This window comes from Rhizomicrobium palustre, from assembly GCF_011761565.1.
In the GTDB taxonomy this organism is placed as follows: Bacteria; Pseudomonadota; Alphaproteobacteria; order Micropepsales; family Micropepsaceae; genus Rhizomicrobium; species Rhizomicrobium palustre.
On record NZ_JAASRM010000001.1, the window covers coordinates 2,976,235 to 3,002,463 of the forward strand.

23 protein-coding genes are annotated in these 26,229 nt (G+C 61.6%); 6 read left to right on the forward strand and 17 right to left on the reverse strand.

The window, feature by feature from the left end; all coding sequences use genetic code 11:
- Positions 1–56: 56 nt before the first annotated feature.
- On the reverse strand, positions 57–989 hold the full coding sequence (locus FHS83_RS13145; RefSeq protein WP_243846207.1) for a pseudouridine synthase: 933 nt from the start codon (positions 987–989) through the stop codon (positions 57–59).
- On the opposite strand from FHS83_RS13145, the gene FHS83_RS13150 reads away from it, so the two are divergent.
- The gene (locus FHS83_RS13150) at positions 970–1,422 is read left to right on the forward strand and encodes a nucleoside deaminase (RefSeq protein ID WP_167083405.1); all 453 of its coding nucleotides are present in this window, start codon (positions 970–972) and stop codon (positions 1,420–1,422) included. The two genes, FHS83_RS13145 and FHS83_RS13150, sit on opposite strands and share 20 nt — an antisense overlap.
- 138 nt (positions 1,423–1,560) lie before the next feature.
- On the opposite strand, the gene FHS83_RS13155 is transcribed toward FHS83_RS13150, so the two are convergent.
- Positions 1,561–2,184 carry a phosphatase PAP2 family protein gene (locus FHS83_RS13155; protein ID WP_167083406.1) on the reverse strand — a complete coding sequence of 208 codons (624 nt, stop codon included), beginning with the start codon at positions 2,182–2,184 and terminating at the stop codon, positions 1,561–1,563.
- Positions 2,185–2,226: 42 nt separating this feature from the next.
- A complete protein-coding gene (locus FHS83_RS13160; RefSeq protein ID WP_167083407.1) occupies positions 2,227–3,387 on the reverse strand; it encodes a PAS domain-containing sensor histidine kinase in 1,161 nt (386 codons plus the stop codon).
- A 184-nt stretch (positions 3,388–3,571) separates the two neighbouring features.
- Here FHS83_RS13160 and FHS83_RS13165 point away from each other — a divergent pair, with 184 nt between their 5' ends.
- Positions 3,572–4,063 (forward strand): FKBP-type peptidyl-prolyl cis-trans isomerase, encoded by a 492-nt coding sequence (locus tag FHS83_RS13165; RefSeq protein ID WP_208414643.1) that lies wholly within the window; start codon positions 3,572–3,574, stop codon positions 4,061–4,063.
- A gap of 174 nt (positions 4,064–4,237) precedes the next feature.
- On the opposite strand, the gene purD is transcribed toward FHS83_RS13165, so the two are convergent.
- On the reverse strand, positions 4,238–5,509 hold the full coding sequence (gene purD / locus FHS83_RS13170; protein WP_167083409.1) for a phosphoribosylamine--glycine ligase: 1,272 nt from the start codon (positions 5,507–5,509) through the stop codon (positions 4,238–4,240).
- Between the two features lie 99 nt (positions 5,510–5,608).
- On the opposite strand from purD, the gene xseA reads away from it, so the two are divergent.
- From xseA to FHS83_RS13185, 3 genes are read left to right on the forward strand one after another with little or no spacing between them, the layout of a single operon-like run.
- Positions 5,609–7,030 (forward strand): exodeoxyribonuclease VII large subunit, encoded by a 1,422-nt coding sequence (gene xseA, locus FHS83_RS13175; RefSeq protein WP_167083410.1) that lies wholly within the window; start codon positions 5,609–5,611, stop codon positions 7,028–7,030.
- Between the two features lie 48 nt (positions 7,031–7,078).
- Positions 7,079–7,303: a DUF2093 domain-containing protein gene (locus FHS83_RS13180; RefSeq protein ID WP_167083411.1), complete on the forward strand. Its 225-nt coding sequence runs from the start codon at positions 7,079–7,081 to the stop codon at positions 7,301–7,303.
- The gene (locus FHS83_RS13185) at positions 7,300–8,136 is read left to right on the forward strand and encodes a M23 family metallopeptidase (RefSeq protein WP_167083412.1); all 837 of its coding nucleotides are present in this window, start codon (positions 7,300–7,302) and stop codon (positions 8,134–8,136) included. Before FHS83_RS13180 ends, FHS83_RS13185 begins: the two co-directional genes overlap by 4 nt.
- Positions 8,137–8,296: 160 nt before the next feature.
- Here the strand turns inward: FHS83_RS13185 and FHS83_RS13190 are convergent, their stop codons facing one another.
- The 9 genes from FHS83_RS13190 to FHS83_RS13230 all read right to left on the reverse strand — a co-directional run bounded on the left by FHS83_RS13190 (position 8,297) and on the right by FHS83_RS13230 (position 18,017).
- Complete coding sequence (locus FHS83_RS13190; RefSeq protein WP_167083413.1) at positions 8,297–9,244, reverse strand: lysophospholipid acyltransferase family protein; 948 nt, start codon at positions 9,242–9,244, stop codon at positions 8,297–8,299.
- Positions 9,245–9,255: 11 nt separating this feature from the next.
- Complete coding sequence (gene lpxK, locus FHS83_RS13195; protein ID WP_167083414.1) at positions 9,256–10,227, reverse strand: tetraacyldisaccharide 4'-kinase; 972 nt, start codon at positions 10,225–10,227, stop codon at positions 9,256–9,258.
- Positions 10,214–11,482, reverse strand: a complete 1,269-nt coding sequence (locus FHS83_RS13200) for a 3-deoxy-D-manno-octulosonic acid transferase (protein WP_167083415.1) — start codon at positions 11,480–11,482, stop codon at positions 10,214–10,216. Before FHS83_RS13200 ends, lpxK begins: the two co-directional genes overlap by 14 nt.
- Positions 11,482–13,305, reverse strand: coding sequence for an ABC transporter ATP-binding protein (locus FHS83_RS13205; RefSeq protein ID WP_167083416.1), 1,824 nt, complete (start codon positions 13,303–13,305; stop codon positions 11,482–11,484). The genes FHS83_RS13200 and FHS83_RS13205 overlap by 1 nt, the downstream gene beginning before the upstream one ends.
- Before the next feature lie 43 nt (positions 13,306–13,348).
- Positions 13,349–13,576 (reverse strand): DUF4170 domain-containing protein, encoded by a 228-nt coding sequence (locus FHS83_RS13210; RefSeq protein ID WP_167083417.1) that lies wholly within the window; start codon positions 13,574–13,576, stop codon positions 13,349–13,351.
- A gap of 17 nt (positions 13,577–13,593) precedes the next feature.
- Positions 13,594–14,385 carry a 3'(2'),5'-bisphosphate nucleotidase CysQ gene (locus FHS83_RS13215; RefSeq protein WP_167083418.1) on the reverse strand — a complete coding sequence of 264 codons (792 nt, stop codon included), beginning with the start codon at positions 14,383–14,385 and terminating at the stop codon, positions 13,594–13,596.
- Entirely contained in the window at positions 14,372–15,709 is a 1,338-nt protein-coding gene (locus FHS83_RS13220) for a TldD/PmbA family protein (RefSeq protein WP_167083419.1), read from the reverse strand. Before FHS83_RS13220 ends, FHS83_RS13215 begins: the two co-directional genes overlap by 14 nt.
- 44 nt (positions 15,710–15,753) lie before the next feature.
- Positions 15,754–16,707 (reverse strand): retropepsin-like aspartic protease, encoded by a 954-nt coding sequence (locus FHS83_RS13225; protein ID WP_167083420.1) that lies wholly within the window; start codon positions 16,705–16,707, stop codon positions 15,754–15,756.
- Positions 16,708–16,847: 140 nt separating this feature from the next.
- Positions 16,848–18,017, reverse strand: coding sequence for an alpha/beta hydrolase (locus FHS83_RS13230; protein WP_208414647.1), 1,170 nt, complete (start codon positions 18,015–18,017; stop codon positions 16,848–16,850).
- Between the two features lie 213 nt (positions 18,018–18,230).
- On the opposite strand from FHS83_RS13230, the gene FHS83_RS13235 reads away from it, so the two are divergent.
- On the forward strand, positions 18,231–19,619 hold the full coding sequence (locus tag FHS83_RS13235) for a glycoside hydrolase family 43 protein (RefSeq protein ID WP_167083421.1): 1,389 nt from the start codon (positions 18,231–18,233) through the stop codon (positions 19,617–19,619).
- A 15-nt stretch (positions 19,620–19,634) separates the two neighbouring features.
- On the opposite strand, the gene FHS83_RS13240 is transcribed toward FHS83_RS13235, so the two are convergent.
- The 4 genes from FHS83_RS13240 to FHS83_RS13255 form a co-directional block, all read right to left on the reverse strand.
- Entirely contained in the window at positions 19,635–21,122 is a 1,488-nt protein-coding gene (locus FHS83_RS13240) for a S41 family peptidase (protein ID WP_167083422.1), read from the reverse strand.
- Positions 21,123–21,355: 233 nt separating this feature from the next.
- Positions 21,356–22,882: a UbiD family decarboxylase gene (locus FHS83_RS13245; RefSeq protein ID WP_167083423.1), complete on the reverse strand. Its 1,527-nt coding sequence runs from the start codon at positions 22,880–22,882 to the stop codon at positions 21,356–21,358.
- A gap of 5 nt (positions 22,883–22,887) precedes the next feature.
- Entirely contained in the window at positions 22,888–24,339 is a 1,452-nt protein-coding gene (locus tag FHS83_RS13250) for an amino acid permease (protein ID WP_167083424.1), read from the reverse strand.
- Between the two features lie 68 nt (positions 24,340–24,407).
- A complete protein-coding gene (locus tag FHS83_RS13255; protein WP_167083425.1) occupies positions 24,408–25,997 on the reverse strand; it encodes an amino acid permease in 1,590 nt (529 codons plus the stop codon).
- Between the last annotated feature and the right edge of the window lie 232 nt (positions 25,998–26,229).

The following is a 26,229-nucleotide window of genomic DNA, read 5'->3' on the forward strand; positions in this document are numbered from 1 at the left end:
CTGCGCGGCGGGCTGTAAGCATGAAGCTTTGGTCATCGCCGGGGGCGAGGCGAAATTCACTCCTGGGCGCGCTTTTTCCGCCCAATGCTGAGCTGTTCGCGCCAGAGCTTGGCAGGAATTTCTTCCGCTGCACCTTCGGGGAGTTGGCCGAGATGGAAGGGGCCATATTGCACCCGGATGAGGCGGGCGACCTTCAGGCCAAGATGCTCCATCACCCGCTTTACCTCGCGGTTCTTGCCCTCTTTCAAGGTGACGCTGGCCCAGGAATAGACCCCGCGCGAGCGCTCGATGTCGGCGATGATGGGGCCGTATTTCACCCCGTCGATGGTGACGCCCTGGGCGAGCTTGTCGAGATCGGCCTGGGTCACGGTGCCGAAGAGGCGGGCGCGGTATTTGCGCGTCCAGCCGGAAGCGGGCAGCTCCAGGCGGCGGGCAATTTCGCCATCATTGGTGAGGAGCAGCAGGCCTTCGGAGTTCACGTCCAGACGACCGACCGAGACCACGCGCGGCAGGCTCTTGGGCAGGTGATCGAACACCGTCGGGCGGCCTTCCGGGTCACGATGGGTGGTCACATGGCCAGCAGGCTTGTGATAGCGCCACAACCGCGTCGGTTCGGGCGGGGAGAGCGGCTTGCCGTTTACGGCCACGACCTGCTCATCGGTAACCTTGGTCGCGGGCGTGGTGACGGGCTGGCCGTCCAGGGTGACCTTGCCTTCGGCGATCAGCTTTTCGGCGTCGCGGCGCGAACAGATGCCGGCGCGGGCGATCACCTTGGCAATGCGGTCGCCGCCGCTGTCGTCGCCATCCTCGCTGGTGGCGGCTTTGCGCTTGGGGCGGATGAATTCCTCTTCAAAGGCGCCTTCCGCCTCACGGTCGGCCTTCAACGGGTCCCAGCCGGAGGCCTTTCCGCGCTTGGATTTGGGCGTGCTAGATTTGGGCGTGCGAGTCTGGGCCACGAAGAGAATCTGCATGAATGACCAGGAAGCCATAGCACTCGCCCTTCAAGAAGCCCAGGCGGCTGCGGCGCGAGGGGAAGTTCCTGTCGGCGCGGTGCTTTTGTCGGGAGAGGGCGAGCTTCTCGCGCGGAGCGGGAACAGAATCCTCGAAAAGCACGATCCCACCGCCCATGCCGAGATCGAGGTCATCCGCGCCGCCGCCGCCGCGCTGGGCAATGAGCGGCTGATGGGGACCCAGCTTTTTGTCTCGCTGGAGCCTTGTGCGATGTGCGCAGGCGCGATTGCCATGGCGCGGGTGGCGCGCGTGGTCTTCGCCGCCGAGGACCCTAAGGGCGGAGCGATTTTGCATGGGCCGCGCTTCTTCGAGCAGCCCACCTGCCATCACCACCCCGAAATCGCCCGCGCCGGAGATCCGGTGGCGGCGGGGATGATCTTGAAAGAGTTCTTTAGGGCGAGACGGGGGTAGTGCGTGCCACACCCTTCCGTCATGGCCGGGCTCCGACCCGGCCATCCAGGCGGTGAATATACCTGCACAATCCTGCGGCGGTGAGATGGATGGCCGGTTCAAGCCCGGCCATGACGAAGTAGGATTGGAAGGGGAAGCCTAAAACCAGCTCAGCGCCAGATTGGGAAAGCCGTAGATCAGCACGGTGCGGGCGCAGAGAAGGCCGATCCCGGCGCCGACGAACACATCGCTGAGGAAATGCGCCGTCAAAAGCGCACGCGTGATGGCGAGCCAGAAAGCCAGCGCGAACCAAACCACTGCGCCTTGCGGAAAAAGCGCGGTCGCCACCACGGCGACGCAGAAAATCGTCAAGGCATGGCCGGAGGGAAATGAGTTGTGCTTCAGCTTGAAGCCAAAGGGGATGAAGCCATAAAGCCCCATCTCCAGCTCATCGCGTGGACGCCTGCGGCCCAGAAAGAACTTGCAGGTATGGATGATGATGGTGCCGAGCCCAAGCGCCAGGATGAATGCCACCGAGGCTTCAAAAGCCGTATGGATGAGGGGGCTGGTATTACCGCCGTGCAGCATCACGCCCGTCACCGCCGCGACCACCACCGATAAAGCCAGCCAATGAGCGGCCTTGGCCAGATGCGTGGTCTTGTTGAGGAAGGTGTGAAAGCTGAGGCTCACATGATCATAGAAAACGTGCACCGCCCGCCGGTCGATGGCGATCGCAGCAAGTCCGATCAGAATGAAGAAAAGTCCGGCCCAGAATAAAAGCATGGCGCCTGATTGCCGCGCGCGGAGGCTCCTGTCAAATCAGTCTTACGCCGCTACGCGGGTTTGGCCGGTGGCGGGGCCTTCAAGGGGAAAGGAGACATGCACGGCGGTGCCGACGCCTTCCTCGCTCTCAATGCGCAAGCTGCCGCCATGCTTTTCGGTGAGGGCGCGCACCAAGGCAAGACCGAGGCCCGAGCCAGGCTTGGCGATCATGGGGTCGCCATTGCCCTGTTCGAAGGGATGGCCGAGGCGATTGATCTCGTCAGCGGCGATGCCGATGCCGGTATCGGCGACCGTGAGCACGGCATAGCCGTTTTGCGCGGTGACGCTGACCCCGACGCTGCCGCCCGCAGGCGTGAACTTCAGCGCGTTAGAGAGCAGGTTCAACATGATCTGCTTCACGGCGCGCTTATCGGCGTTGACGAACAAAGGATCGGCGGGCAGGCCCACGCTGAGCTCCAGCCCGTTTTCCTCGGCCCGGTCGCGCAGCATGCGCACACTGTCTTCGACAGTGCCCTTGAAATCGACGGTCTCGATATTGAGTTCGAGCTTGCCCGCTTCGATCTTGGCCATGTCCAGCATGTCCGAAATGAGATCGAGCAGAAGCTGGCCGGAATCATAGATGAGGGTGGCGTATTCCTCGTATTTATCGTTGCCGAGCGGGCCAAAGGTGCGCTGGCGCATCATATCGGTGAAGCCGATCACCGCGTTGAGCGGCGTGCGCAGCTCATGGCTCATATTGGCGAGAAAGCGGGATTTCGCCTTGCTAGCGCTTTCTGCGCGTTCCCGCGCCGCCTTGATTTCCATCTCGTGCTGCACGCGTTCGGTGACATCGCGCGAGACGCTCAAGGTATTGCGCAGACGCCCGGTGGCATGATCGTAAATGCCGCGCACGGTGTTCTCGAGCCAGAGATAATGCCCATCGGCGTGGCGCGCCCTGAGGGTGACGGTGACCGATTGCCCGGGCAGGGGCACTTGGATGAGCTCGGAGGATTTCTCGATATCGTCGGGATGGATGAAATCCGAGTAGCGGACGTTCAGAACATCTTCGACGCGGTACCCGAGTAGCTTTTGCAGCGCAGGCGAGACGAATGTGATGGTCCCCTCCGGATCGCGCACGATCAAGATGTCGTACGACTCCTCGGCAAGGAGTCGATATGCGTACAACGCATTTTCGCGCAACTCGGTCTCATTGGCCGTTGTCATCGGCTCATCCCCTGGGAGTCAGGTGTACTGCCCGTTCACAACTTTAGACGCATCATATTAATCAAGGATTTCCGTACACCCGTCTGGGATGCTTAATATGGGCTTAACCGGCTTGATAACGCTGTGGTTTTGCCCCCATCACTGTGTATAAATCAGGCAACTTTACCGAAAAGGGATGATGACAATGCGGATTTGGGCTCCGGCTTTTCTGTCGTTGGGCTTGTTGGTGGTGAGCGCGTGTGACGGAAAAACCGCACCCGCACCGGCGCCTCTCAGCCCCGAAGCCAATGCGGCCTTTCTCGCCAACAACGCCAAGAAGAAGGGCGTGGTGAGCGTGCCCGGCATCCAATATGAGGTGCTGAAGAAGGGCTCGGGGGCGCAGCCGGAACGGTCTGATTGTGTTTCCGTTTACTATAAAGGCACTCTGATCGACGGGAAGGTCTTCGATGAGACCAAGCCGGGCGAACCGGCGACGTTCCCCGCGGGCCGTCTGATCCCGGGTTGGACCTGGGCCTTGCAGATGATGCATGAGGGCGACAAGTGGCGCCTGACCGTGCCCTCGATCCTCGCTTATGGCCGCAAGGGCGCTGGCGATGGCGTGATCCCGCCGGACCAGACGCTGGTGTTCGAGATCGAACTCTTAAAGGTCATCCGTCAGGGCCAAGAAGGCTGCTGATATTCGGTGTCATCCCGGGCGATTATCCTGAGCATCGCGAAGGATGAGAGACCCGGGACCCACTTTTGTGGATTTTCAGGTGACTGGGTGGATCCCGGATCGCGCCCCAAGGTGCAGATGTAACGATCTGCGCGGGCGCGTCCGGGATGACAGGTTTTTGGGAAATGACAGAACTTACTGTCTCCCAATCGCCCGCCAGCCGATGTCGCGGCGGCAGAAGCCTTCCGGCCAATTGATCTTGTCGAGCGCTGCATAAGCGCGGGCTTGGGCTTCAGCAACGGTCTTGCCGGTGGCGGTGATGTTGAGCACCCGGCCACCGCTGGCGACGATCTTGCCGTCTTTCGCTGCCGTTCCGGCGTGGAAAACTTGCACGCCTTCAACGGCGCCAGCTTCCTCCAAACCTTCGATCACAGAGCCTTTGGCGTAATCGCCGGGATAGCCTTTGGTCGCCATCACCACCGTCAGCGCAGCTTCGTCGGACCAGCGTAAGTCGATCTGATCCAGCACCTTGTCATGGGCGGCGATGAGAGCGGTGAGAAGGTCGGATTTCAGCCGCAGCATCAGAACCTGGGTTTCGGGATCGCCGAAGCGGCAGTTAAATTCGATCAGCTTGGGCTCGCCATCCTTGATCATCAGTCCGGCGAAGAGCACGCCGACATAGGGCCGCCCGCGTTTCACCATCGCTTTCACGGTGGGCTTCAGGATGCGTTCGATGACTTTCTCGACCACGGTGTCGGTCAGGACCGGGGCAGGGCTATAGGCGCCCATGCCGCCCGTATTGGGGCCCTTGTCGCCATCGAACACGCGCTTGTGATCCTGCGCGCCCGCCAGCGGCAAGACATGCTCGCTATCGGTGAGGGCAAAGAAGCTCGCTTCCTCGCCTTCGAGGAATTCTTCCACCACGATTTCCTGGCCAGCCTCGCCAAAGGCGCCGTCGAACATCTCATCGATGGCTGCGTCTGAGGCTTGCTTATCCTCGGCGATGATCACGCCTTTGCCCGCCGCGAGCCCATCGGCCTTGATCACCACCGGAAAGCCGAGCGTCGCGGCATAATCCTTGGCGGCGGCGGGATCGGTGAAGCGGCGATAACGGGCGGTCGGGATGTCGAATTCTTCGCAGAGATCCTTCACGAAGCCCTTGGAGCCTTCCAGCACCGCGGCGGCCCCGCTGGGTCCTAAGCATTTGATCCCGGCTTCGGCGAAACGGTCGGCGATGCCTTCCACCAGCGGCACTTCCGGGCCGACGATCACAAATTCGATGTTCTTCTCCTTGGCGAAGGCGATCAGCGCGTCGGCCTTATTGGCGGCAATCGGCACGCATTCGGCCAGGGCCGCGATCCCTGGATTTCCGGGCGCGCAATAAAGCTTCGTCAGGAGCGGGCTCGCCGACAGCGACCAGGCCAGGGCGTGCTCGCGGCCGCCGGAACCGAGGAGAAGGACGTTCATGGCCGGGTTCGCTCAAGATTCGGGGTTTCGTTAAGTTTTGGGGACCGTCCACCAGGATGTGGTCCAATTCAAGCGGGACCCTTATATGATCTGTGAATCATGTCCCAGTCCAAATCGCCAACGGCGAACCTGCCGGAATTCAGCGTTACCGAGATTTCCTCCGCCCTGAAGCGGACGGTGGAAGACGCCTTCCCCTATGTGCGGGTGAGGGGTGAGGTTTCCGGCCTGAAAGCCCATTCCTCGGGCCATGTCTATTTCGACCTGAAAGACGAGAAATCCGTCATTAACGCCGTGATCTGGAAGGGTTCCGTCCGCCAGCTCAAGGTAAAGCCGCAATCCGGGCTGGAAGTGGTCTGCACCGGCAAGATTTCGACCTATGGCGGCTCCTCGCGCTACCAGCTGATCGTCGAGCAGGTGGAGCTGGCCGGGCTCGGCGCCCTGATGGCCATGCTGGAGGAGCGCAAGAAGATGCTCGCCGCCGAGGGGCTTTTCGCGGCCGAGCGCAAGAAGCGGCTGCCGTATCTGCCGGAGGTTGTGGGCGTCATCACTTCGCCGACGGGTGCGGTGATCCGGGACATCATGCACCGGCTGCAGGATCGATTTCCGCGGCGGGTGCTGCTCTGGCCGGTGGCGGTGCAGGGCGAAAAGGCGGCTGCCGAGGTGGCCGCCGCGGTGCGCGGCTTCAACGTTTTCCCGCGCGACGGGCTGCCCCGGCCGGATGTGCTGATCGTGGCGCGCGGTGGCGGCTCCATCGAAGATCTAATGGCCTTCAATGAAGAGGCCGTGGTGCGCGCGGTGGCCGAGAGCGGCATCCCGGTGATCTCCGCCGTGGGGCATGAGACCGACACTACCCTGATCGATTTTGCCTCCGATGTGCGCGCCCCGACGCCTACCGCCGCCGCCGAAATGGCCGTGCCGGTGCGGGCTGAGCTTTTGGCGCAGAACATCGATTTCGAGCGGCGGCTGTTGCGCTGTTTCTCGGTCGGCATGGAGCGGCGGAAAGATACGCTGCGCCATCTCTCGCGCGCCTTGCCGCGCGCCGACCAGCTTTTCGCCCAGCCGCGCCAGCGTTTCGATGTCGCCGCCGAGCGGCTTTCCAATGCCTTGCGCCGCAATCTTGAAGCCCATCGCCGCCATTTCATTCAGGCCGCCACGCTCTTACGCCCGCAAGGGCTGACCAACCGGCTGGCGCAAGGAAACGAACGGCTGGTGGTGCTCTCCCAACGCATGGGGCGGGCGCATAAGAACCGGCTGGGGGAGGCTGCGCGCAAGCTTGAAAGCCTGACCCGCATTCTCGATAGCGTCTCCTATCGCGCGGTCTTGGCGCGTGGCTTTGCGCTTGTCCGGGGCGAGGATGGCAGCCTGAAACGTCAATCGGCGCAGATTGCCAGCGGGGAGGCGTTAAGCCTGACCTTTAGCGATGGCAGCGTTTCGGTCGTGGCGGGCGAGGGTGGTAAACCTCCCGCAAAACCGCGTGTGTCGGCGAAAAAATCGCCCGGCAAACAAGGTGATTTGTTTTGAAACCTCTTCTCGCTTAAAACCAAGACGCAATAAGCGAGCCATCGATAGATGAACAAAATGGAACGCGATTTTCGGCCCGAGGGCGAGGCCCAACTCGAATACCAAGACGGCGAATACCGGGTGATCAAGGCCGGGACCTTCGTCACCTGTGCCGTGTCGGGCATGCGCATCCCGATTGAATCCTTGCGCTATTGGAGCGCCGAGTTGCAGGAGGCCTATGCCACCGCCGATCTCGCGCTGAAGCGCTTTCAGGAAACCGGAAAGACGCCATGATCGCGCGCCGCGCCGTTTTGGCTGGGATGGCGGCGTCGGCCACCATGGTTTCGGTCAAGGCGGCAGCAGCGGGGCGGCTTTCCATCAGCGGCTCCACCGAGCAAGGCGGGCTGATGGTCGGCAAGGCCGCGCCCGGTGCTGTGGTCGATCTTGATGGTGTGGCGCTGACGGTTTCGCCGTCGGGGATTTTCTGCTTCGGCATCCCCTATGACGCGGCCAAGCCCTTACGGGTGACGGCGCGTTTCGCCGATGGCTTTGAAGAGCTGCGCGAGATCACACCCATTGTGCGCCAATACGATATTCAAGCCATCAATGGCCTCGACGAGAAATACGTCGCCCCGCCGCAAGAGATTTTAGACCGTATCGCGCGCGAACATGCGCTTATCACCGAGGCGCGCAAGCGCGTTACTGAGGGTTTGGAGTTTGCCCTGCCGATCGAATGGCCCTGTGCCGGGCGCCTTTCAGGCATCTATGGCAGTCAGCGCATTCTGAATGGCAAGCCGATGGCGCCGCATTTAGGTGTCGATGTCGCCGCCCCCGAAGGCACGCCCATTCACGCTGCCGCCGATGCGATTGTTGCCATCACCGACGAATTTCATCTCGAAGGCGGTTTCACGCTTTTGGATCACGGCCTGGGCGTGAACACCTGCTATCTGCACCAGAGCAAGCGCCTGGTGACGGCAGGCCAGCGCGTCAAGCGCGGTGAGGTGATCGGCCTCATCGGCCATACCGGCCGCGCCACCGGTCCGCATACCCATTGGGGGCTTAATTGGTTCGAGGTAAAACTCGATCCCTCGCGGGCCACCGCCACGCCGACGCCACCACAAGGATAAGTGCGCTCTTTCACCTCCCCCTTGCGGGGAGGTCGAAATGCGAGAGCGCAGCGAAGCATTTCGGGTGGGGGGAAGCGGAGAAGGTAAGCCCCAACCGCTTCCCCCCACCCGGATCGCTTCGCTCTCCGACCTCCCCGCAAGGGGGAGGTGAAATGGATTCTTACCCCGCCCGTTTCGCGGCCATTTTTTGCATCTTTTCGATGTCGCGGGCGTTGGTCCAGCGGCGGTGAATCCATAGCCATTGCGAAGGCCGGGTGCGGATGATGCGCTCTATCTCCGCATTAATGGTTTTGGTGATGGAGAGAATATCGGCCTCTTCATCACCGCTGGAGGGGGCGGCAATGGCGGGATGAATTGTGATTGCGAAATGGGCGCCGTCTTTCCGCTCGCAGGAGACCGGCACCAGGGCTGATCCCAGCTTCAAGGCGAGGGCGGCAGGCGCGGGCGTGGTCATGGCATCGCGCCCGAAGAAGGGCGCAGGCACGCCTTCATAGGTTTTCTGATCCACCAGCAGGAACGCCGATTTGCCCTTGCGCAGCAGGGTGAAGATGCGCCGTGTTCCGGCCGCGCCTTTGGCGATCTGCTCGGAAGGGCCAAGCAGGCCGCGCTGGCGCGCGATATAAGCGGCGACATAGGGATTATTGGGTGGGCGGTTCACCAGCGCGCCATCATATTTCAGATACATCGCGGCGGCGGGCATCACTTCCCAATTGGCAAAGTGGCCGGAGATGAACATCACGCCTTTGCCTGCGGCGATGGCCGCCTCGGCATGTTCGGTGCCTTCGATGGTGATGCGCCCGCCAGGGCCGAAGGTCATTTCGCCGAGATGGGCATATTCGGCGACCAAGCGGCCAAGGTTATCGCAATGCTCGCGCACAATGGCGTCGATCTCGGAGGGCTTTTTCTCAGGATAGGCTGCGGCGAGATTTTGATAAGCTATTTTCGCGGCGGGCAGGCGGGTGAAGATATGCCGCCCGATGAAGCCGCCCAGCGCCGAAGCCCGGTCGACCCCCAAAATCTTGAACAGCCCCATAAACAGGAAAAACGGCACCGCTTCGGCGCGGTAGCGCAGCATCTTGGCAAAGGGAAGGGGCGCGTGGGTGCTCATCCCCTCCGCCGCTAAACGGGGATGACCGCCCTGTCAAGCAGCCGGTCGAGTTCAGGTAGAGGCTCGATGGTGGCTGAGACCGGTAAAGCCTCGATATCCACCCGATCCTGCTCGGAAAGGCGGACGAAATCTTTTTCGGTGGTGAAAAGGGTGGCGCCCGCGGCACGGGCCTTAGCTTTGAGCCTTTCCAAATCCTGGGTCGTGTAGGCGTAATGATCGGCGAAGTCTTCGCGCCCCACCAGCTCGGCACCGAGATTTGTCAGCGTTGTGTAGAATTTCTCCGGCCGCCCAATCCCGGCAAAGGCGAAAACGCGCTGGCCCACCAGCGATTGGCCCCGCAACGGGGCGATGGTGGCGCGCAAGACCGGGCCGGAAAAGCCAGGCAGGTCGGGAGAGCCTTCGCCCGCAATGACGACGGCATCGGCGCGGGCTAGACCTGTTAGGGCAGGCTCGCGCAAAGGCCCCGCGGGCAATACCTCGCGATTGCCAAAACCCTTGGCGCCATCGACGACTACGATCGACAGATCCTTGGCGAGGGCGAAATTCTGATGCCCGTCATCCATGATGACGACATCGGCGCCACGCGAGACGGCAAGCTCAGCTCCGGCGGCGCGATTGCGCGAGACCACCGTGGCGGCCTTGCGCGAGAGCAGAAGCGGTTCGTCGCCCACCTCATGGGCCTTATGGCTTTTGGAGACGACGAGGGGGCCTTTCAAGTTGCCGCCATAGCCGCGGCTGAGGAAGAAGGGATTGAGCCCGCGCGCGATCACAGCGTCCGCCACCGCGATGGCGATGGGCGTTTTGCCTGTGCCGCCCACGCTGATATTGCCGACGCAGATTACTGGCACGCGCAGCTTATGCGGCTTGGCGCGCTTGGCCTTGATGACACCTGCGAGCGCGTAGAACATGCCAAGCGGGCGCAGCGCGTCCACCGCGATTTGCGCGAAAATATCGTTCCGCTCCCAGAAATCAGGCGCGCGCATCGAGCATCTTCTTCACAGCAGCAATGGTTTTGGCGACAGCACCGCCCAAGGTCTCAGCGCCCGCAAGGGCCTTCTGGCCGAGGATTTCAGCGGCTTTGGGGTCTTCAAATAGCGGGCGCGCCGCCGCGATGATTTCCGGCGCGCTATGGACAAGGCCAACGCCTTGCGCCGCGAAAATCGCTTCATAGGCGGTGGTGAAGTTGAAGGTGTGCGGGCCCGCCAGCACGGCGCAGCCGAGTTTCGCCGGTTCAAGCGGATTTTGTCCGCCATGGCGGATCAGGCTGCCGCCGACAAAGGCAAATCGGGCGAGGCGATAGTAAAGCCCCATCTCGCCGATCGTGTCGCCGATATAGATCGCGGTGGAAGTATCGGGCAGTTCGCCTTGGCCCCGGCGCTTGGTGGCACGTGTGCCGCAGAGGCTGGCGATATCGCCGCCGCGTTCGGGATGGCGCGGCACGATGACGGTGAGAAGGTCGGGAAAGAGCCGCTTCAGCGCATCATGCGCGGGCAGGAGCGTGACCTCTTCGCCTTGATGGGTTTGCGCGGCGAGGAAGACCGGGCGGCTGCCAATGGCGTTTTGCAGATGCGCGAGCTTGTTGGGATCGACCGGCAGCATCGGGGAATCTGCTTTCAAGCTGCCTGCGACCTGCACATCCGGCGCACCCAATTTCTGGAAGCGGGCGGCGATGTCTTCATCTTGCGCGAGGCAGACATCAAAGGCAGAGAGCAAAGCGGCGGCGCTGGTGGGCACGCGTTTCCAGCTTTGGTACGAGCGCTCGGAAATGCGCGCATTGACCTGGGCGAGGCGCACACCGCGCGCGCGGGCATTCAGGATCAGATTGGGCCAGATATCGGAATCGACAAACAGGCCGGCATCCGGTTTCCAGTAGTCGAGAAACTTTGCGGTGGCGGCGGGGGTATCGACTGGCACAAATTGATGAATGGCTTTTTCCGGCAAGCGCTGCTGCATCACGGTAGCCGAGGTGACCGTGCCGCTGGTGAGCAGGACATGGCAATCGAATGCCGCAAGCAGTGCGTCGATCAAGGGCAGGGCAGCAACGCATTCGCCGACGCTGGCGCCATGCACCCAAATGATCTGCCCTTCAGGACGCGGCAGGGAGGCACAGCCCAAGCGTTCATTGCCACGGCTTAAGTGTTCCTTGCCGCGGGTCTGGCGGCGGCGCAGCAAGAGCGGCACGGCAGGCGAGAGCATGCGGGTGACAAAGCGGTACGCGGAAAGTCCAAGCGAGGCCATTACGCACCCTCCGCCGGAAGCGGTTCGTCATGCTGATAGAGCCGCGCATAAAGCCCGTTCAGCGCCAGAAGCTCGGCGTGATTGCCCGCTTCGGCAACGCGGCCTTGGTCCAGCACATAAAGCTTATCGGCATCGGCGACGGTGGAAAGGCGATGGGCAATCACGATGGTGGTACGGTTCTTCATCAAACGGGTGAGCGCTTCCTGCACCTGACGTTCGCTCTCGGTGTCGAGGGCGGAGGTCGCCTCGTCGAGCAGCAGGATGGGGGCGTTGCGCAACATGGCGCGGGCGATGGCGATGCGCTGGCGCTGTCCGCCGGAAAGCTTCAGGCCGCCTTCGCCCGCCTTGGTGTCATAGCCTTGCGGCAGGGCGGTGATGAACTCATGCGCGGCAGCATCTTTGGCGGCTTGTTCGATCTCGGCCCGCGTCGCGCCGGGGCGGCCCATGGCGATATTGGTGGCGATGCTTTCGTCGAACAGGATCGGCTCTTGCGTCACGAGCGCGATGGCGCCGCGCAGGCTTTGCAGCGTCACGCCGCGAATATCCTGCCCATCGATGGTGATGCGTCCCGCTTGGGCTTCGTAGAAGCGCAGGAGCAGATTGAAGAGTGTGGTTTTGCCGGAGCCGGATGGTCCCACCAGCGCCACTTTGCTGCCGGGCGCGATTTCGAGATCGATGCCACGCACGGCGGGCGTTTCGGCATAAGCGAATGAGACATTCTCGAAGCGCACCGCGCCGCCTTGTGTCACGGCGAGGTCTTTGGCGCCTTGTGCATCGACGATTTCGGGCTTGGCATCGATGACGGCAAACACGCGGTTGGCGGCGGTGAGGCCGCTCGAAGCAATGGTGAAGACCTGGCTCAAATTGCGGATCGGCTGCAGCGCCAGAAGCATCGCGCCCATGAAGGTGATGAACTGATCGGCGCTGACCTCGCCATGCGCGGTCTGATAGAGCGCGTAATAGATCACGCCCGCGCTGACGAGACCGGAAAAGATATCTGTCACCGGCACGGCAGAGGCTCTGCGGCGCGCGAGTTTGACGAGATGCTTTAAGCGTTCGGAAAGACGCGCATCGGCCGCCTTGGAGACATGGGCTTCAAGCCCATAGGCCTTGATCACGCGGCGGCCATCCAGCGCCTCGGCGATGGCGGTGGAAAGCGAGCCGGTCTGTTCCATATTGCGCTGGGTGGTGCGTTTGATGGAGCCACCAATCTTGCCCATGGCCCAGGCGACGCCCGGCACTGCCAGAATGCCGATCACCATCAACTGCCAATCGGCATAGATCATCACCGCGATGAGCGCGATGAGCTGCACGAGTTCCAGGGCCACCGCCGCCACGCCGCGCGAAATCGCATCGCGCATCAAGGTGGCGTCGTAGAGAAAATTGGAGACGAAGGTGCCCGAATGCACCGCGTTCAACGCGGCAAGATCGCGCCGCACCAGGGCGTGGAACATATCGCGTTGGCAGAATGTCACCACCCGCTCGCCGATACTGTCGAGGCGCGATTGCTGCACATAATAGGCGACAGCGCGGATCCACAAAATCGCCACCACGGACAAAGGCAGGCTCCAGATGGCGCGGCCTTCGCCGAACAGCATCTTGGCGGTGCCAGTTTGGGTGGCCGCGCTCTGATGGCCGAACAACACACCGGTCGCCGGGCCCAAAAGCCAAGCTAGCGCGGCGGTGCAGATGGCATAAAGCGCCATGAAGGCGATGGCGAGGATCAGCGTGCCACGCTGGTCGCGCAAATAATCCCGCGCAATCCGGCGCAGGATTTGGGACGTAGGGGCTGAAGGCTCGCTCATGGCGGCGGGGTGTAGCATGGCGCCGCCCTAGGGGGTAGGGCCCAAGGCAAATGGCTTGGGATCACTCAGGCTGCATAAGGCGGTGAATATGCACGACAAAATAGCGCATGGCAGCGTTATCAACGGTCGCCTGGGCTTTGGCTTTCCAGGCTGCATGGGCGGCCTGATAGTTGGGGAAAATCCCCACCACGTCGAGCTTTTCCAGATCCTTGAAGGTGATGTTATCGGGCGAGGTCAGCTCGCCGCCAAAGACCAGATGCAGGAGTTGGGTGGGTTCGACGTCGCTCATGGCTTGTCCTTATAGGCCTATTGGTTCTGATCAATCCGGTTTCGCAATATAGCGTGCAGATGAGGACCCGCGGCCAGAACATTGGGCTGGATCACGGCGGGCGCATTATAGACCGGGGATGCGCCTTCCAGGCTGGTCATGATCCCGCCCGCCTCGCGCAAAATGATGTCGGCCGCGGCCACGTCCCAATCATGCAGCGCCTGCATGGTGAGGGCGGCATCGAACTTTCCCGCCGCCACAAGCGCGATGCGATAGGCGATGGAATTCGGATTCTCGACATGCATCTCAGGCCAGGGCTGTTGCCAGCGCGGGTTGTTGAGCGTGGTTTTGCTCGCAAGCAGCCGGATGCCGTCCAAGCCTTCGCAAGGGCGCACCGAAATGCGTTCCCCGTTCAAAAAGGCGCCTTCGCCCTTGGCGGCGGAGAAGCATTCCTCGGTCATCGGGTTATAGACGACGCCGGTCACCGGCTGGCCGTCTTCCACAATGCCGACACAGACGGTGAAATGCGGACGGCGCTTGACGAAGGCGAGTGTGCCGTCGATGGGATCGACCACGAAAATGCGCTTTGCAGAAAACCGCGAATTGTCGTCCTCGTTTTCTTCCGACAGCCAAGCGTAATCTGGCCGCGCCTTGCGCAAATGCTCGGTCAGATAGGCGTTGACGGCAAGATCGGCCTCGGTGACCGGGCTGCCATCGGATTTGTGTTTGGTGTTGAAATCGCGCGCGGCAATCTCGCGGGCAATCGCACCCGCTTCCAAAACCACGCGCGTCACCAGCGCGACGTCACTCTCTGACTTAAGCTCCGGCAACGGTCATACCCTCGATACGGCAGGTGGGTGCATTCGTGCCATAACGGAACACGAGGTCATCGGCGGGGGTGAGGCGCTTATACATGTCGCGCAAATTGCCCGCGATGGTCACTTCCGAGACCGGATAGGCGATCTTGCCTTTCTCGATCCAGAAGCCAGCCGCGCCACGGCTATAATCACCGGTGACCGAATTGACGCCCATCCCCATCAGCTCGGTGACATAGAAGCCTTCTTCAATGTCGCTGATCAGCTCTTCCACCGACACGGTGCCCGGCAGCATGTAGAAGTTCGTCGCCGAAGGATGCGGCGGGCCGCCGGTGCCGCGCGCGGCATGGCCGGTGGTGGCAAGGCCCAACTGGCGGGCGCTGGCGCAATCGAGCAGCCAAGTCTTCAAGACGCCGTCCTCAATCACCGCCATCTTGCGGTTGGCGACGCCTTCGCCGTCGAACGGTTTGGAGCGCAGGCCACGCACGCGATGGGGATCATCCACGATGGTGATATTGGGCGAGAAGATTTCCTGGCCCATGCTCTCTTTCAAAAAGCTCACGCCGCGCGCAATAGCATTGCCCGAAATGGCGCCTGCGAGATGGCCGATAAGCCCCGCCGATTCGCGCGGATCGAACACCACCGGCACGGCCTGGCTTTTGGCTTTGCGGGGATTGAGGCGGGCGAGGGTACGCTCGGCGGCGCGCTTGCCGATAAGCTCAGGGCTATCCAGATCGGCTGAGCGGCGGGCGCTCGAATACTCGTAATCGCGCTCCATCTCGGTGCCGTCACCGGCCAGAACCGCAACCCCGATGGAATGGCTGGTGCCGGCATAGTGCCCGAAAAAGCCCTCAGAGGTGGCGAGCGCAATAGAGGTGCGCCCGAAGCTGGCGCCGCCGCCTTCCGAATTGGTGATCCCAGTAACCGCCATGGCGGCGCCTTCCACGACCCGGGCCCGCTCCACCAGAAGATCGGCGGAGGGTTCTTCGCTGTCTTCCAGATCCAAGGGCGGGAAATCGCGGGCCAACAACTCGCGCGGCGCGAGCATGGCGAATTTATCTTCTGGCGCGAGCTTTGCCATGCTGACGGCGCGACCGGGCAGGGTGTCCAGCGACTCCTTGGAGAAATCGGTGGAGGAGACAAAGGCCACTTTCTGGCCGACGAAGACGCGAAGCCCGACATCGCTGGATTCGGACCGTTCCACGTCCTCCAGATTGCCCAAGCGATAGGAAACGCTGCTCGAAACATTCTCGACAAACAGCGCGTCTGCGGCGTCGGCCCCGGCTTTTTTGGCGGCGGCGATCAGGCCCTGAATCAGGCCTTCAGCATCGATTTTCATAGGCCCGTTTTCGCCCGCCCGGGCCGGGAAGGCAAGCGGAACCGCTAATGAGCGTCGGCAGCGGTCAGGGCGAGTTTTTTGTTGGGGAAATCGAAATAGAGGTGGAGCTGGCTGAGGGCCTTGAGACCAAGTCTCACGTCCCCGAAGGAATAGCAGGTGATGAGCACCGTTCCGCCCCCCTGATGGCCGAAATGCTCATGGCCGTCGCAGCGGGCATCGTCCGGCTCCCCCTTCAGGCGCATCAGCGGGTTGTTGACCTTCACGCCGCCCTCCGCCGCAAGTTCCTTGAACCGGTAAAGATAGATCGGCTTTTCGCTGGCGGGGACGGTTTTGACACCGGGGGAGTCTTTGGACAGGCCAAATTTGTCATGCGCCACCCGGAAAGATATCTCCGAGCCCTGATCCACGGTGGAGAAGGTGACATTCACTGGCTGGCCGTCCAGGGTGAAGCTCGCCATCGGCTTTTTCAGCGTCTTGGTCTCGAAGGGGACTTCGGCATATTGCTTCGCCCAATAGCCGCCGATATCGGTGCAACCGCCTAAAAGATTGATCTTGGCCGCGGCGAAATCAAACTCGATGCCGAAATTGCCAAGGATATCCATACCGAGAGAGCCAACCAGTTCGGGATCGCGGAAATTGCCGGGCAGGACGATCATTTCCATCCGCCCGCCCTCGGCGTGGCCGAGCTTCAGGCTGCGCACAAAGGCATAGTCCTTCGCCATGCCGAACTCGGTCGTGATCGTCACCTGCCGATTGATGATGCGCTTGGTCAGCTTTTCGCTGTCGGCGAAACCCTGGGTGATGAAAGAGTTCATCGAGGAAACATCGATGAGCATGTTATGGGGCGCGCCGTCGATTTCCACCGTTGCGGCAACCGCGCCGCTTGGCTCATGCACCATGGGGAAAGAGGCTGTGAGGGTGGGCTTGCAGTCGCTTGCCGCGGAGGCGGTGCCAGTTGCCGCTGCCAGAGCCAAAACGGCCATCACGATCTTACGCATATAGTCCCCCGCTCATGCGAAATGCTTTGCACAAGCGCGGTGTTTTGCAAGTGAATGTTGCCCAACTCACCTGCGGCCAAATCGAAAAACGGGAAAAACAACAGGGGCGGGTGCGGCCCCTGTTGTCCTAAGTCGCAGCGTCAATCCTTGAACAGGCGCGGGGCGAGTTCGTGCAAGGAGCGGCGCCAGGAAAGGAATTCGTGCGCCGTATTGGGCGAGACATAGTAGATGCTGTTGATGCCGGCGGCCTTCAGCGCTTCGTCATTGGCTTTGGGGTCGCCGCCGAAGCGGGGCTTGCCATTGTCGAGCTCGCGGCTGCCGAAGCTGACGAAAACCAGCTTCACTTTCTTTGCGAAGTCCGGCGTGGCTTTGACGTCATCCATGGAGACGGTGCCGCCGCTCAAAAGCCCGATCGAGCCAAAGGTGTTGAGATTGGCGAGCGTGATCAGCTTGGTCTCGAAGCCGCCCATGGAAAGCCCGGCCATGGCGCGATGCGGCTGGTCGGCGAGGGTGCGGAAATGGCTGTCGACATAAGGGATAAGCTCATTCACCAGCACGGTCTGGAAGGGATGGATGTCGAAGCTGTTGAGCCCGCCCGGCTTGACGTCGTTGGTCATGCCATAGGTCATCACGATGATGAAGGGCTTGGTTTTGCCCTCTGCGATCAGGTTATCCATGATGAGATTGGCATGGCCCTGATTTGACCAGGCGGTTTCGTCTTCGCCCCAGCCATGCTGCAGATAGAGCACGGGATAGCGCGTCTTGCCGCTCTTGTCATAACCCGGCGGGGTATAGACGAAAGCGCGGCGCTCTGTGTTGGTGCTGGGCGAATGAAAAAGGATCTGCTGCACATTGCCGTGCGGCACGGGTTTCAGCGCATAGAAATCCTGATCGGTGGCCGGAATCTCGATGCCGCTTTCCCAGCGCACCGAGCCGTAATAATTCTGCGCGCCGGGATCATTGAACACGCCGCCGTCAATGGTGAGGTGGTAGTAATGGAAACCCTGGTCAAGCGGGCCCCCCGTCGTGCCCGTCCAGACGCCATCGGCGCCTTTGGCGAGCGTGGTGCCACCGCTGCCGCCCAAGCCTAAGCTGACCTTGATGGCCTGCGCATCCGGCGCCACGACGCGAAACCGCGCATAGCCCTGCGAATTGACCTGCGGATAAAGCTGGCCGGGCTGGTTCAGGCTGGAAGGTTTGAAATCTTCTAATACCGCCGCCGGAGGCGTTGCGGTGGTTTGCGCCGAAGCCGGACCCGCAGCCAAGGCGAAAAGCATGACATTCGCCGCGGCGAAAGCCTTTCTATTCATGACGATCAACTCCCATTGGATTTGTTTTATCGGCCGCGTGGAACGGCGCTTCTTGTGTGGCGCGAGTATGAGCCTGGCGTTTTGCGCTGCAAGACTCCTAAAGGTCCCTGTGGTGTTGGGAAGCGGTGGACATACAGGAATGTGATTGGCGTGTCGGCTGGTTTTGGCTATTTTTGCACATTATAATTGTCCGACAAATATAAAGTGCGGGGAATGATGCGTACACACGGGTTTGCTTGTCTTGTTGCCTTTTCGCTTGCGGTTGACGCGCAGGCGGAGAACCCAATCATTCAGACGCGCTTCACCGCCGACCCCGCGCCGCTGGTGCATGACGGCACGGTCTATCTCTACACCAGCCACGACGAGGATGACGCGCGCGGCTTCGTGATGCGCGATTGGCGGCTTTATACGTCGAAGGACATGGTGAACTGGACCGATCACGGCGCGGTCGCCTCGCTCGCCACTTTTCCCTGGGCGCGTCAGGACAATGATGCCTGGGCGCCGCAAGTCGTGGAGCGGGGCAAGAAATTCTATCTCTATGTGCCGATCAGCGTAGAGGGCTGGCCGAAGAATGTGATTGCGGTAGCCGTCGCCGATAAGCCCGAAGGCCCGTTCAAGGATGCGCTTGGCCATCCTTTGATTGCCAAAGCCAGCTACAATATCGACCCGACGGTTTTCGTGGATGATGACGGGCAGGCCTATCTTTATTGGGGCAACCCCGAACCTTATTACGTCAAACTCAATAAGGACATGATCTCCTATTCGGGAGAGGTCACCAAAGCCGGGCCGAAGCTGACCAATTATCAGGAAGGGCCGTGGTTCTATAAACGCAAAGGCAAATACTATCTCGCCTATGCCTCCACTTGCTGTTCGGAAGGCATCGGCTATGCCATGAGCGATAGCCCAACCGGACCGTGGAAGCAGATGAATCCGCTGATGGAGCCGAACAAGGCCTCTTCCGGCAATCATCCCGGCATCATCGATTTCAAAGGCAATTCCTATGTCTTCGGCTTTAATTACCAGCTGAATTTTGCCGAGACGCCGATCCATCGCGAGCGCCGTTCGGTGACGGTGGCAAAGTTCGACTACAACGCCGATGGCTCCATCCCGACACAGCCTTGGTGGAACCGCGAAGGCGTGAAGCAGCTCGGCACGCTCGACCCGTTCAAGCGGGTGGAAGCTGAAACCATCGCCTGGACCACAGCGATCCAAGGCGGCTGGGATCACACCATCGATTGGGCGCCTTGTCTTAAGACGGAGAAGGACGAGAAGGTCGGGGTCTACGTCACCGATGTTCGCGGCACCTGCAGCATCAAAGTGGCAGGTGTCGATTTTGCCAAGGGTGCTTCAAGCTTCACGGCGAGCGTCGCCAGTGGCTCGCAAGGCGGAACGCTGGAGCTGCATCTGGACCGCGCCGATGGCCCGCTGATCGGCTCGATGAAGATCGCCAATACCGGCGGCTGGCAGGCTTGGCGCGAAGAAACCATGCAAGTCACCGGCGCTTCGGGCGTGCATGATCTTTTCCTGATCTTCAAAGGCGGCCGCGACGAGCCGCTGTTCAACGTCGATTATTGGCGCTTTGCGAAGGCGGAGAAGAAATAGGCCGTATCGACCGGTTCAGTTTTTCGGGCACATGGCCTGGTGGGGCTGGCGCCAGTCTTGTTCGAGCAGCGCGGCGGCGACCTGCCAGGCGTGATCGCGCTGTTCCCCGAAATGCAGAACCTCAGGCGGGACCGGACAATCCGGCATCACGCCATGGCCGCGCCACGGGCTGGTCCAGGCCATGCGGAATTGCAGCAGCGGTATGGTGAGTTTCATCTTGCTGTTGGGAAGCTCGATGCTCCAGCGATAGCCGCTGGTGTTGCCTTCATCCGTGCCGCCGACTTCCTCGCCGACGAAGACGCCACGCCTGCTGTGATAGAGCAAGGACGACAACTCGGCTCCGCCCGAGAAGGTGTTGCCGCCCGCCAGCACAACAAGGCGGCCATGGAAAATCGGCGAGAATGTTTTCCAGCGGGACATCAGCCCATAGGGCGGGGTGTTGCGGCGTGTGATCCGGCCGCCTTGGATCGCTCGCTCCTGGCTTTCATCGTCCTCGAAGACGTCCGTCTCGAAGTGCTTGCCGCTTAAACTCGTCACCGCGATGTGACGGCCGCGCGCTTCCACCGCGGCGTATTTGTGCACCCGTTTTTCGACGAGATACGAGAACAGGATGCTCTCGTTGGGCTCCGACCCGCCTTCGTTTTCGCGCAGATCGAGGATCAGGTCGGTAACCCCGCGTTGCTCGAGCTGCACGAAGACGGCGTGGATCGCGTCAGGAAAATTCGCGCCTGCGGCCGGTAGCCGGGAATTGCTGAAGGTCGGGACATTGAGATAAGCGGTGTGATCGCCCAGCCATTCGAGCGTGGGCAGCGGCGCGGGATCGTCCCCTTCGGCGGGCCGCGCGCTGCGCGGGACCGCGGCGAGATCGCGGTCTATCCGCCCCTGCGGGCCATCGAGCACAACATGAAAATGTGATTGCGCCCCGCGCAAACGATACAGGGTCGAGGCAAAGCCTCGGCCGGATATGGTGCGCATTACGCCGGTTTGGATCACGCCGTCATGCGGCGTCACGGTCACCATATCGCGCAGCAAGTCGGCCGCGCTCTCGCCATCAACCGAGATCAGCCGCGCGCCCTTAGGAATGTCCGCCGCTTCGCCATAGCTCGCGAGCACGAAGGCGCCCGCATCGGTCCATAAGAGATCGAGCGGAAAGCGCGGCGCATCACGATAATGCTGCTGCATGGCGTCGCTGAGCTGCATGCTCAGATGGCCTTCGCCGATCTGGCCGACGAGGGGGCGCACGACCCGCCATAGCGATTCACTGTCGGTGACGCCGGAAATTTTGTTGCGGGCCGCTGCCTTCGCTGCTGCCCATTGCTGCCGCGTTTGGTGCCAGTAGATGTTCGGTATAGCCGCTTCGACCGCCGAAATCGCCAGTTCCAGATCTTCGAGCGCTGCTGTGGTGGTGATTTCCGTGCTGGCCGGAGGCGGTGCATCCGCGCGGGCGGGAAAGCAGGTCAGGACACATGCTGCGAGAAACCCACGCCACCCGTGATTGGTCATCGCGATCCGATGCAAAAAATGTTGCGAGCTAGAGGGTGGCAATTGTCTCCCGCAGTCAAGTCGCGCTGTGATTTCTACCCCTGTTAGCGCCGCGCACGGTCGTTTCCTCGTAGTGGGCGGATGCGCCGCTCTTCGATGTCGATTATTGGCGCTTTGCGAAAGTGGGAGGAATGTAAGAGCAGGCCGTCATCCAGCGTGTCCGCCACGGTGCGCAACGCCTGCTTCCGTAGGCCTCACTTCCAGATCGGTTTCCCGCTGCCCGGCAAGCCCAGCTTGCCCCAAATCTCGTCCACGCGTTTCACCACATCATCCGTCATGGAGAGTTTCTCGCCCCATTCGCGTTTGGTTTCAGGCGGCCATTTGTTGGTGGCGTCGAGCGCGATCTTGGAGCCGAGGCCGCTTTCGGGGGAGGCGAAGTCGAGATAATCGATCGGCGTGTTCTCGATCACGGTGATGTCGCGCGCCGGGTCCATGCGGGTAGAGATCGCCCACATCACGTCTTTCCAATCCCGCGCATTGATGTCGTCGTCCACGATGATCACCCATTTGGTGTACATGAACTGGCGAAGGTATGACCACACGCCCATCATCACGCGCTTGGCATGGCCGGGATAGGCCTTCTTCATGCTGACCACGGCGATGCGATAAGAGCAGCCCTCGGGCGGCAGCCAGAAATCGACGATCTCGGGAAACTGCTGCTGGATAAGCGGAATGAAAACTTCGTTCAGCGCTTCGCCGAGCACGGAAGGCTCATCGGGCGGGCGGCCGGTGAAGGTGGAAAGATAAATCGGCTGGCGGCGCATGGTGATCGCCGTAACCGTGAAGACAGGGAACTGCTCCACCGCATTGTAATAGCCGGTGTGGTCGCCATAAGGGCCTTCGTCGCGATAATCCGACAGTGAGACTTCGCCTTCGAGCACGATCTCGGCTTCGGCGGGCACTTTTAAGGGCTGGCTCACGCAATCGACCAGTTCCACCCGGTCGCCGCGCAACAGCCCAGCAAATTGATATTCGGAGAGGGTATCGGGCACCGGCGTGACGGCGGCGAGGATGGTGCCGGGATCGGCGCCCAGCACCACAGCGGCGGGAAGCGGCGCGGTCTTTTCCTTGGCCCAGCGGGCGTGATGCTGTGCACCGCCACGATGGCGCAGCCAGCGCATGATGGTCTGGTTCTTGGAGAGAACCTGCATGCGATAGATGCCGAGGTTGAAACTGTCTTCGCGCGAGTCCGACGGGCCTTTGGTGACGACCAGCGGCCAGGTGATCAGCGGGGCAGGCTCGCCCGGCCAGCAGGACTGAATGGGAAGCTTTGAAAGATCGATTTCATCGCCCGTCAGCACCACTTCCTGGCAAGGGGCGCGCGACACCGTTTTGGGGCGCATCGCCATCGCCGCCTTGGCGAGCGGCAGCATTTCCATGGCATCGCGGAAACTCTTGGGTGGTTCGGGCTGGCGCAAAGATGCGAGCAGTTCGCCCACTTCGCGCATCTCCGTGGCGGTGGTGCGCGGGTGCCCGCCAATGGTGACGGCCTGGGCGACGCGCTTCACCGTGCCGAACAAGTTCACCAGCACCGGAATAGGGCTGATGGAGCCGTCGGGCTTGACCGGCTTTTCGAACAGCACCGCCGGGCCTTTCTCAGCCAGAATACGGGTCTGGATTTCGGTCATCTCCAACACGGTGGAGACGGGTTCGGAAACGCGGACAAGATCGCCATCCTTTTCCAGTTTGGCGATGAAATCCCGCAGCGATTTATAGGACACCGGAGCTATTCCCCGTTGGAGACTTTCCACTTCCACGGCGCGGCATGGCGCACGCCATAGACGAAATATAAGACAACCCCGAGCGCGGTCCAAATCCCCAGCCGCACCCAGGTGCCGTCTGCCAGGGAATACATCATGATCCCGCAGACCACGATGCCCGCCGGGGCGGTGAACCACACCAGCGGCGTCTTGAATTTGCGCTCGGCCTTAGGGGTGGTGACGCGCAGGATCATGATTCCGATGCACACCGCTACAAAGGCAAGCAGGGTGCCGATGGAGACAAGGTCGGCCAGCACGTCGAAGGGGAAGAGGGCGGCCAGAAGCGCGGCGGCGATGCCGATGATGATGGTGCCGCGATGGGGCGTCTGGAAACGGCCATGCACCGCCGAGAAGGCGGGCGGCAGAAAGCCGTCGCGCGCCATGCAGAAGAAGATGCGGGTCTGGGCATAAAGCGAGACAAAGACCACCGTGCCAAGGCCTGCCAGCGCGCCGATATTGACCCATTGCACCAGCCAGGCGAGCTGCGGAATTTGCGCGATGGCATAGGACATCGGATCGGGCACATCGAGCTTGCGCCAATCGGCGACGCCGATCAGCACGATGGCGATCAAGACATAGAGCACGGAACAGACGGCGAGCGAGCCCAAAATGCCGATGGGCACGTCGCGCTTGGGGTTCTTGGCCTCTTGCGCGGCGACCGAAACGGCCTCGAAACCGATGAAAGCGAAGAAGGAGATGGAGGCGCCTTGCAGAATGCCGGTCCAGCCGAAATGGCCGTAAACGTCATCGATCTTGGGCGGAATGAAGGGGGTGAAATGCTCCGGCACCACATAGGGCAGGCCGAAGAGAATGATGGCGCAGACAATGGCGACCTTCACCGCCACCATGATGTTGTTGAAGCGCGCGGATTCCTTCACGCCGACGACCAAGAGCACTGTCATGGCGAGGATCAGCACCACCGCGGGCAAGTTGATGATCGCGCCCGTCAGATGCAGGTCATGCACGCCATGGCCTTCAATCGGGGCGCTCGCCAATGCGGCGGGAAAGTGGATGCCGAGATGTTCGAGGAAGGAGAGGAAATAGCCCGACCAGCCCGCCGCCACGCCCGAAGCCGAGACGCCATATTCGAGCACCATGTTCCAGCCGATGAACCAGGCCATGAAGCGGCCCATGGTGGCATAGGCATAGGTGTAAGAGCTGCCGGATTCCGGAATCATCGAAGCGAATTCGGCGTAGCAAAGCCCTGCGAAAAGGCAGCCCACCGCCGCGATGACGAAGGAGAGCATGACGGCCGGGCCCGCATGCTGAGCGGCCGCCGTGCCAGCGTACACGAAGATGCCCGCGCCGATGATCGAGCCGACGCCGATGGAAATCAGGTTGAAGGGACCGAGCGCCCGCTTCAGACGCAAATCATCAGTTGCGGGCTCGACCGGCGCCGCCTCTTCATTCTGGGCCATCGTGATACTCGTTAATCAGCCAATGCGCGGATGATACCGGCGGCGGGGCGGACCCTAACCGAGCCCCCTCACATTTTCACGCCATAAATCGGCGGATCGTCCTCGCCATCGCTGCCCGCGATGCCGCGCCCCACATGGCTGCGGCTGCGGCTGTAGCTGAAATAGACCACAAGGCCGATGGCGCCCCAGATCGGCAGAACCAGGATCGCCGTCAACGGCAGCGAGAGGTAGAGCACGACGCAGCCAATGATAGCGAGCGGGGCGACCACCCAGAGCAGCGGGGTCTTGAAGGGGCGCTTACGTTCGGGATTCTTGAGGCGCAGCACCATTACGGCAATCGCCACCATGAAGAAGGCGAAGAGCGTGCCGGAATTGGAATAATCGGCAAGGCGTCCCACCGGCAGGATCGCGGCGGCAATGGCGGCGGCACAACCCGTCATGATGGTGACGATGTGCGGGGTCTTGAAGCGCGGATGCACGGTGGAGAGCTTCTCCGGCAGAAGGCCGTCACGCGCCATGGTGAAGAAGATGCGGGTCTGGCCATACATCATCATCAAGACGACAGAGGGCAGGGCCAAGACGGCGGCGAGGCCGACCAGGCGCCCAATCGCGGGCCAGCCGATGCTCGCAAGCACATGCACCAAAGCTTCCTTGGAGCAGACCAGAGGTTCCTGCAGGCCTTGCTGAACGACCGCCACGCAGCGGCCGGCCATTTCCGCCGAACCGGGGGCCAGCACCGCACCCGCGGCGCTCGTCAAAGGTTGTGCACCGATGGCACCGATCGCGCCGCTCGCCACCAGCACATAGAAGATGGTGCAGATCACCAGGCTGCCGATTAGGCCGATGGGGATGTTGCGCTGAGGATTGCGGGTTTCTTCTGCCGCGGTCGAAACCGCGTCGAAGCCGACATAGGCAAAGAAAATCGAGGCAGCAGCACCGAACACGCCGACCGTGCCAGTGGGCGCGAAGGGCACGAAGTTCTCCGCATGCAGCACCGGCAAGGTCAGCGCGATGAAGGCGGTAAGGGCGGCGATCTTGATCACCACCAGAATGGCGTTGAAACGGGCGCTCTCGGTGGTGCCGATGACCAGCAGCATGGTGACAAACCCGGCCACCACAACGGCGGGAAGATTGATCCAGCCGCCGACTTGCAGCGCGGTCATAAGATCGGGCGTCGGAGCCGCGCCGAACATCAACTGCACCTTGGCCATCAAGGCGTCGGCATTGCTGATCTCTGCTGGGAAGTTCACCCCCAGCCCGTGTAGGAGCCCTACCGCATGGTTCGACCAGCCGACGGCGACGGCGCTGGCGCCCACCGCATATTCGAGGATCAGCGCCCAGCCGACCATCCAGGCCATGACTTCACCGACCACTGCGTAGGTATAGGTGTAGGCCGAGCCCGCCACCGGGACCATGGAAGCGAGTTCGGCGTAACAGAGTGCCGCCACACCGCAGACAAAACCTGCCACCAGGAAGGAGGCGAGCATGCCGGGGCCCGCTTTCTGGGCCGCTTCGGCGGTGAGAACGAAGATACCTGTGCCGATAACCGCGCCAATGCCGAGGAGAGTAAGTTGGAAGGCCCCCAAGGAGCGTTGCAATGACTTCTTCTCCGCCGTCGCCATAATGGCGTCCAGCGACTTAACGCGGTTGAAAAGCATGATGTTACCCCGACTTGACCCTAGCAGTTTGGCATAGGGCAGGGCGATCGCCTAGTCCATCATCACGCCTAGTTTCTCGGCATTCGCTCCTTTTGCACGCGCAGAATGCCGCGATCACGCATCCTTGTTGCGCGGGGGACCGTCCTTTGGCCTTTTGGACTTAACTCGTCATGGCCGGGCTCCGACCCGGCCATCCAGGCGGCGGACAAATCTGGCACCTAATCCATGTGTT

Excerpts from the sequence above, each read along its gene's own strand:
- FHS83_RS13220 (WP_167083419.1), bottom strand. The coding sequence starts at position 15,709 with ATGAAAATCGATGCTGAAGGCCTGATTCAGGGCCTGATCGCCGCCGCC.
- FHS83_RS13185 (WP_167083412.1), top strand. The coding sequence starts at position 7,300 with ATGATCGCGCGCCGCGCCGTTTTGGCTGGGATGGCGGCGTCGGCCACC.
- FHS83_RS13235 (WP_167083421.1), top strand. The coding sequence starts at position 18,231 with ATGATGCGTACACACGGGTTTGCTTGTCTTGTTGCCTTTTCGCTTGCG.
- FHS83_RS13190 (WP_167083413.1), bottom strand. The coding sequence starts at position 9,244 with ATGAGCACCCACGCGCCCCTTCCCTTTGCCAAGATGCTGCGCTACCGC.
- FHS83_RS13240 (WP_167083422.1), bottom strand. The coding sequence starts at position 21,122 with ATGACCAATCACGGGTGGCGTGGGTTTCTCGCAGCATGTGTCCTGACC.
- FHS83_RS13255 (WP_167083425.1), bottom strand. The coding sequence starts at position 25,997 with ATGCTTTTCAACCGCGTTAAGTCGCTGGACGCCATTATGGCGACGGCG.
- FHS83_RS13180 (WP_167083411.1), top strand. The coding sequence starts at position 7,079 with ATGAACAAAATGGAACGCGATTTTCGGCCCGAGGGCGAGGCCCAACTC.
- FHS83_RS13165 (WP_208414643.1), top strand. The coding sequence starts at position 3,572 with ATGCGGATTTGGGCTCCGGCTTTTCTGTCGTTGGGCTTGTTGGTGGTG.
- FHS83_RS13205 (WP_167083416.1), bottom strand. The coding sequence starts at position 13,305 with ATGCTACACCCCGCCGCCATGAGCGAGCCTTCAGCCCCTACGTCCCAA.
- FHS83_RS13230 (WP_208414647.1), bottom strand. The coding sequence starts at position 18,017 with ATGAATAGAAAGGCTTTCGCCGCGGCGAATGTCATGCTTTTCGCCTTG.
- FHS83_RS13150 (WP_167083405.1), top strand. The coding sequence starts at position 970 with ATGAATGACCAGGAAGCCATAGCACTCGCCCTTCAAGAAGCCCAGGCG.
- purD (WP_167083409.1), bottom strand. The coding sequence starts at position 5,509 with ATGAACGTCCTTCTCCTCGGTTCCGGCGGCCGCGAGCACGCCCTGGCC.
- FHS83_RS13145 (WP_243846207.1), bottom strand. The coding sequence starts at position 989 with ATGGCTTCCTGGTCATTCATGCAGATTCTCTTCGTGGCCCAGACTCGC.
- xseA (WP_167083410.1), top strand. The coding sequence starts at position 5,609 with ATGTCCCAGTCCAAATCGCCAACGGCGAACCTGCCGGAATTCAGCGTT.
- FHS83_RS13200 (WP_167083415.1), bottom strand. The coding sequence starts at position 11,482 with ATGGCCTCGCTTGGACTTTCCGCGTACCGCTTTGTCACCCGCATGCTC.
- FHS83_RS13160 (WP_167083407.1), bottom strand. The coding sequence starts at position 3,387 with ATGACAACGGCCAATGAGACCGAGTTGCGCGAAAATGCGTTGTACGCA.
- FHS83_RS13225 (WP_167083420.1), bottom strand. The coding sequence starts at position 16,707 with ATGCGTAAGATCGTGATGGCCGTTTTGGCTCTGGCAGCGGCAACTGGC.
- FHS83_RS13210 (WP_167083417.1), bottom strand. The coding sequence starts at position 13,576 with ATGAGCGACGTCGAACCCACCCAACTCCTGCATCTGGTCTTTGGCGGC.
- lpxK (WP_167083414.1), bottom strand. The coding sequence starts at position 10,227 with ATGCGCGCGCCTGATTTCTGGGAGCGGAACGATATTTTCGCGCAAATC.
- FHS83_RS13250 (WP_167083424.1), bottom strand. The coding sequence starts at position 24,339 with ATGGCCCAGAATGAAGAGGCGGCGCCGGTCGAGCCCGCAACTGATGAT.
- FHS83_RS13155 (WP_167083406.1), bottom strand. The coding sequence starts at position 2,184 with ATGCTTTTATTCTGGGCCGGACTTTTCTTCATTCTGATCGGACTTGCT.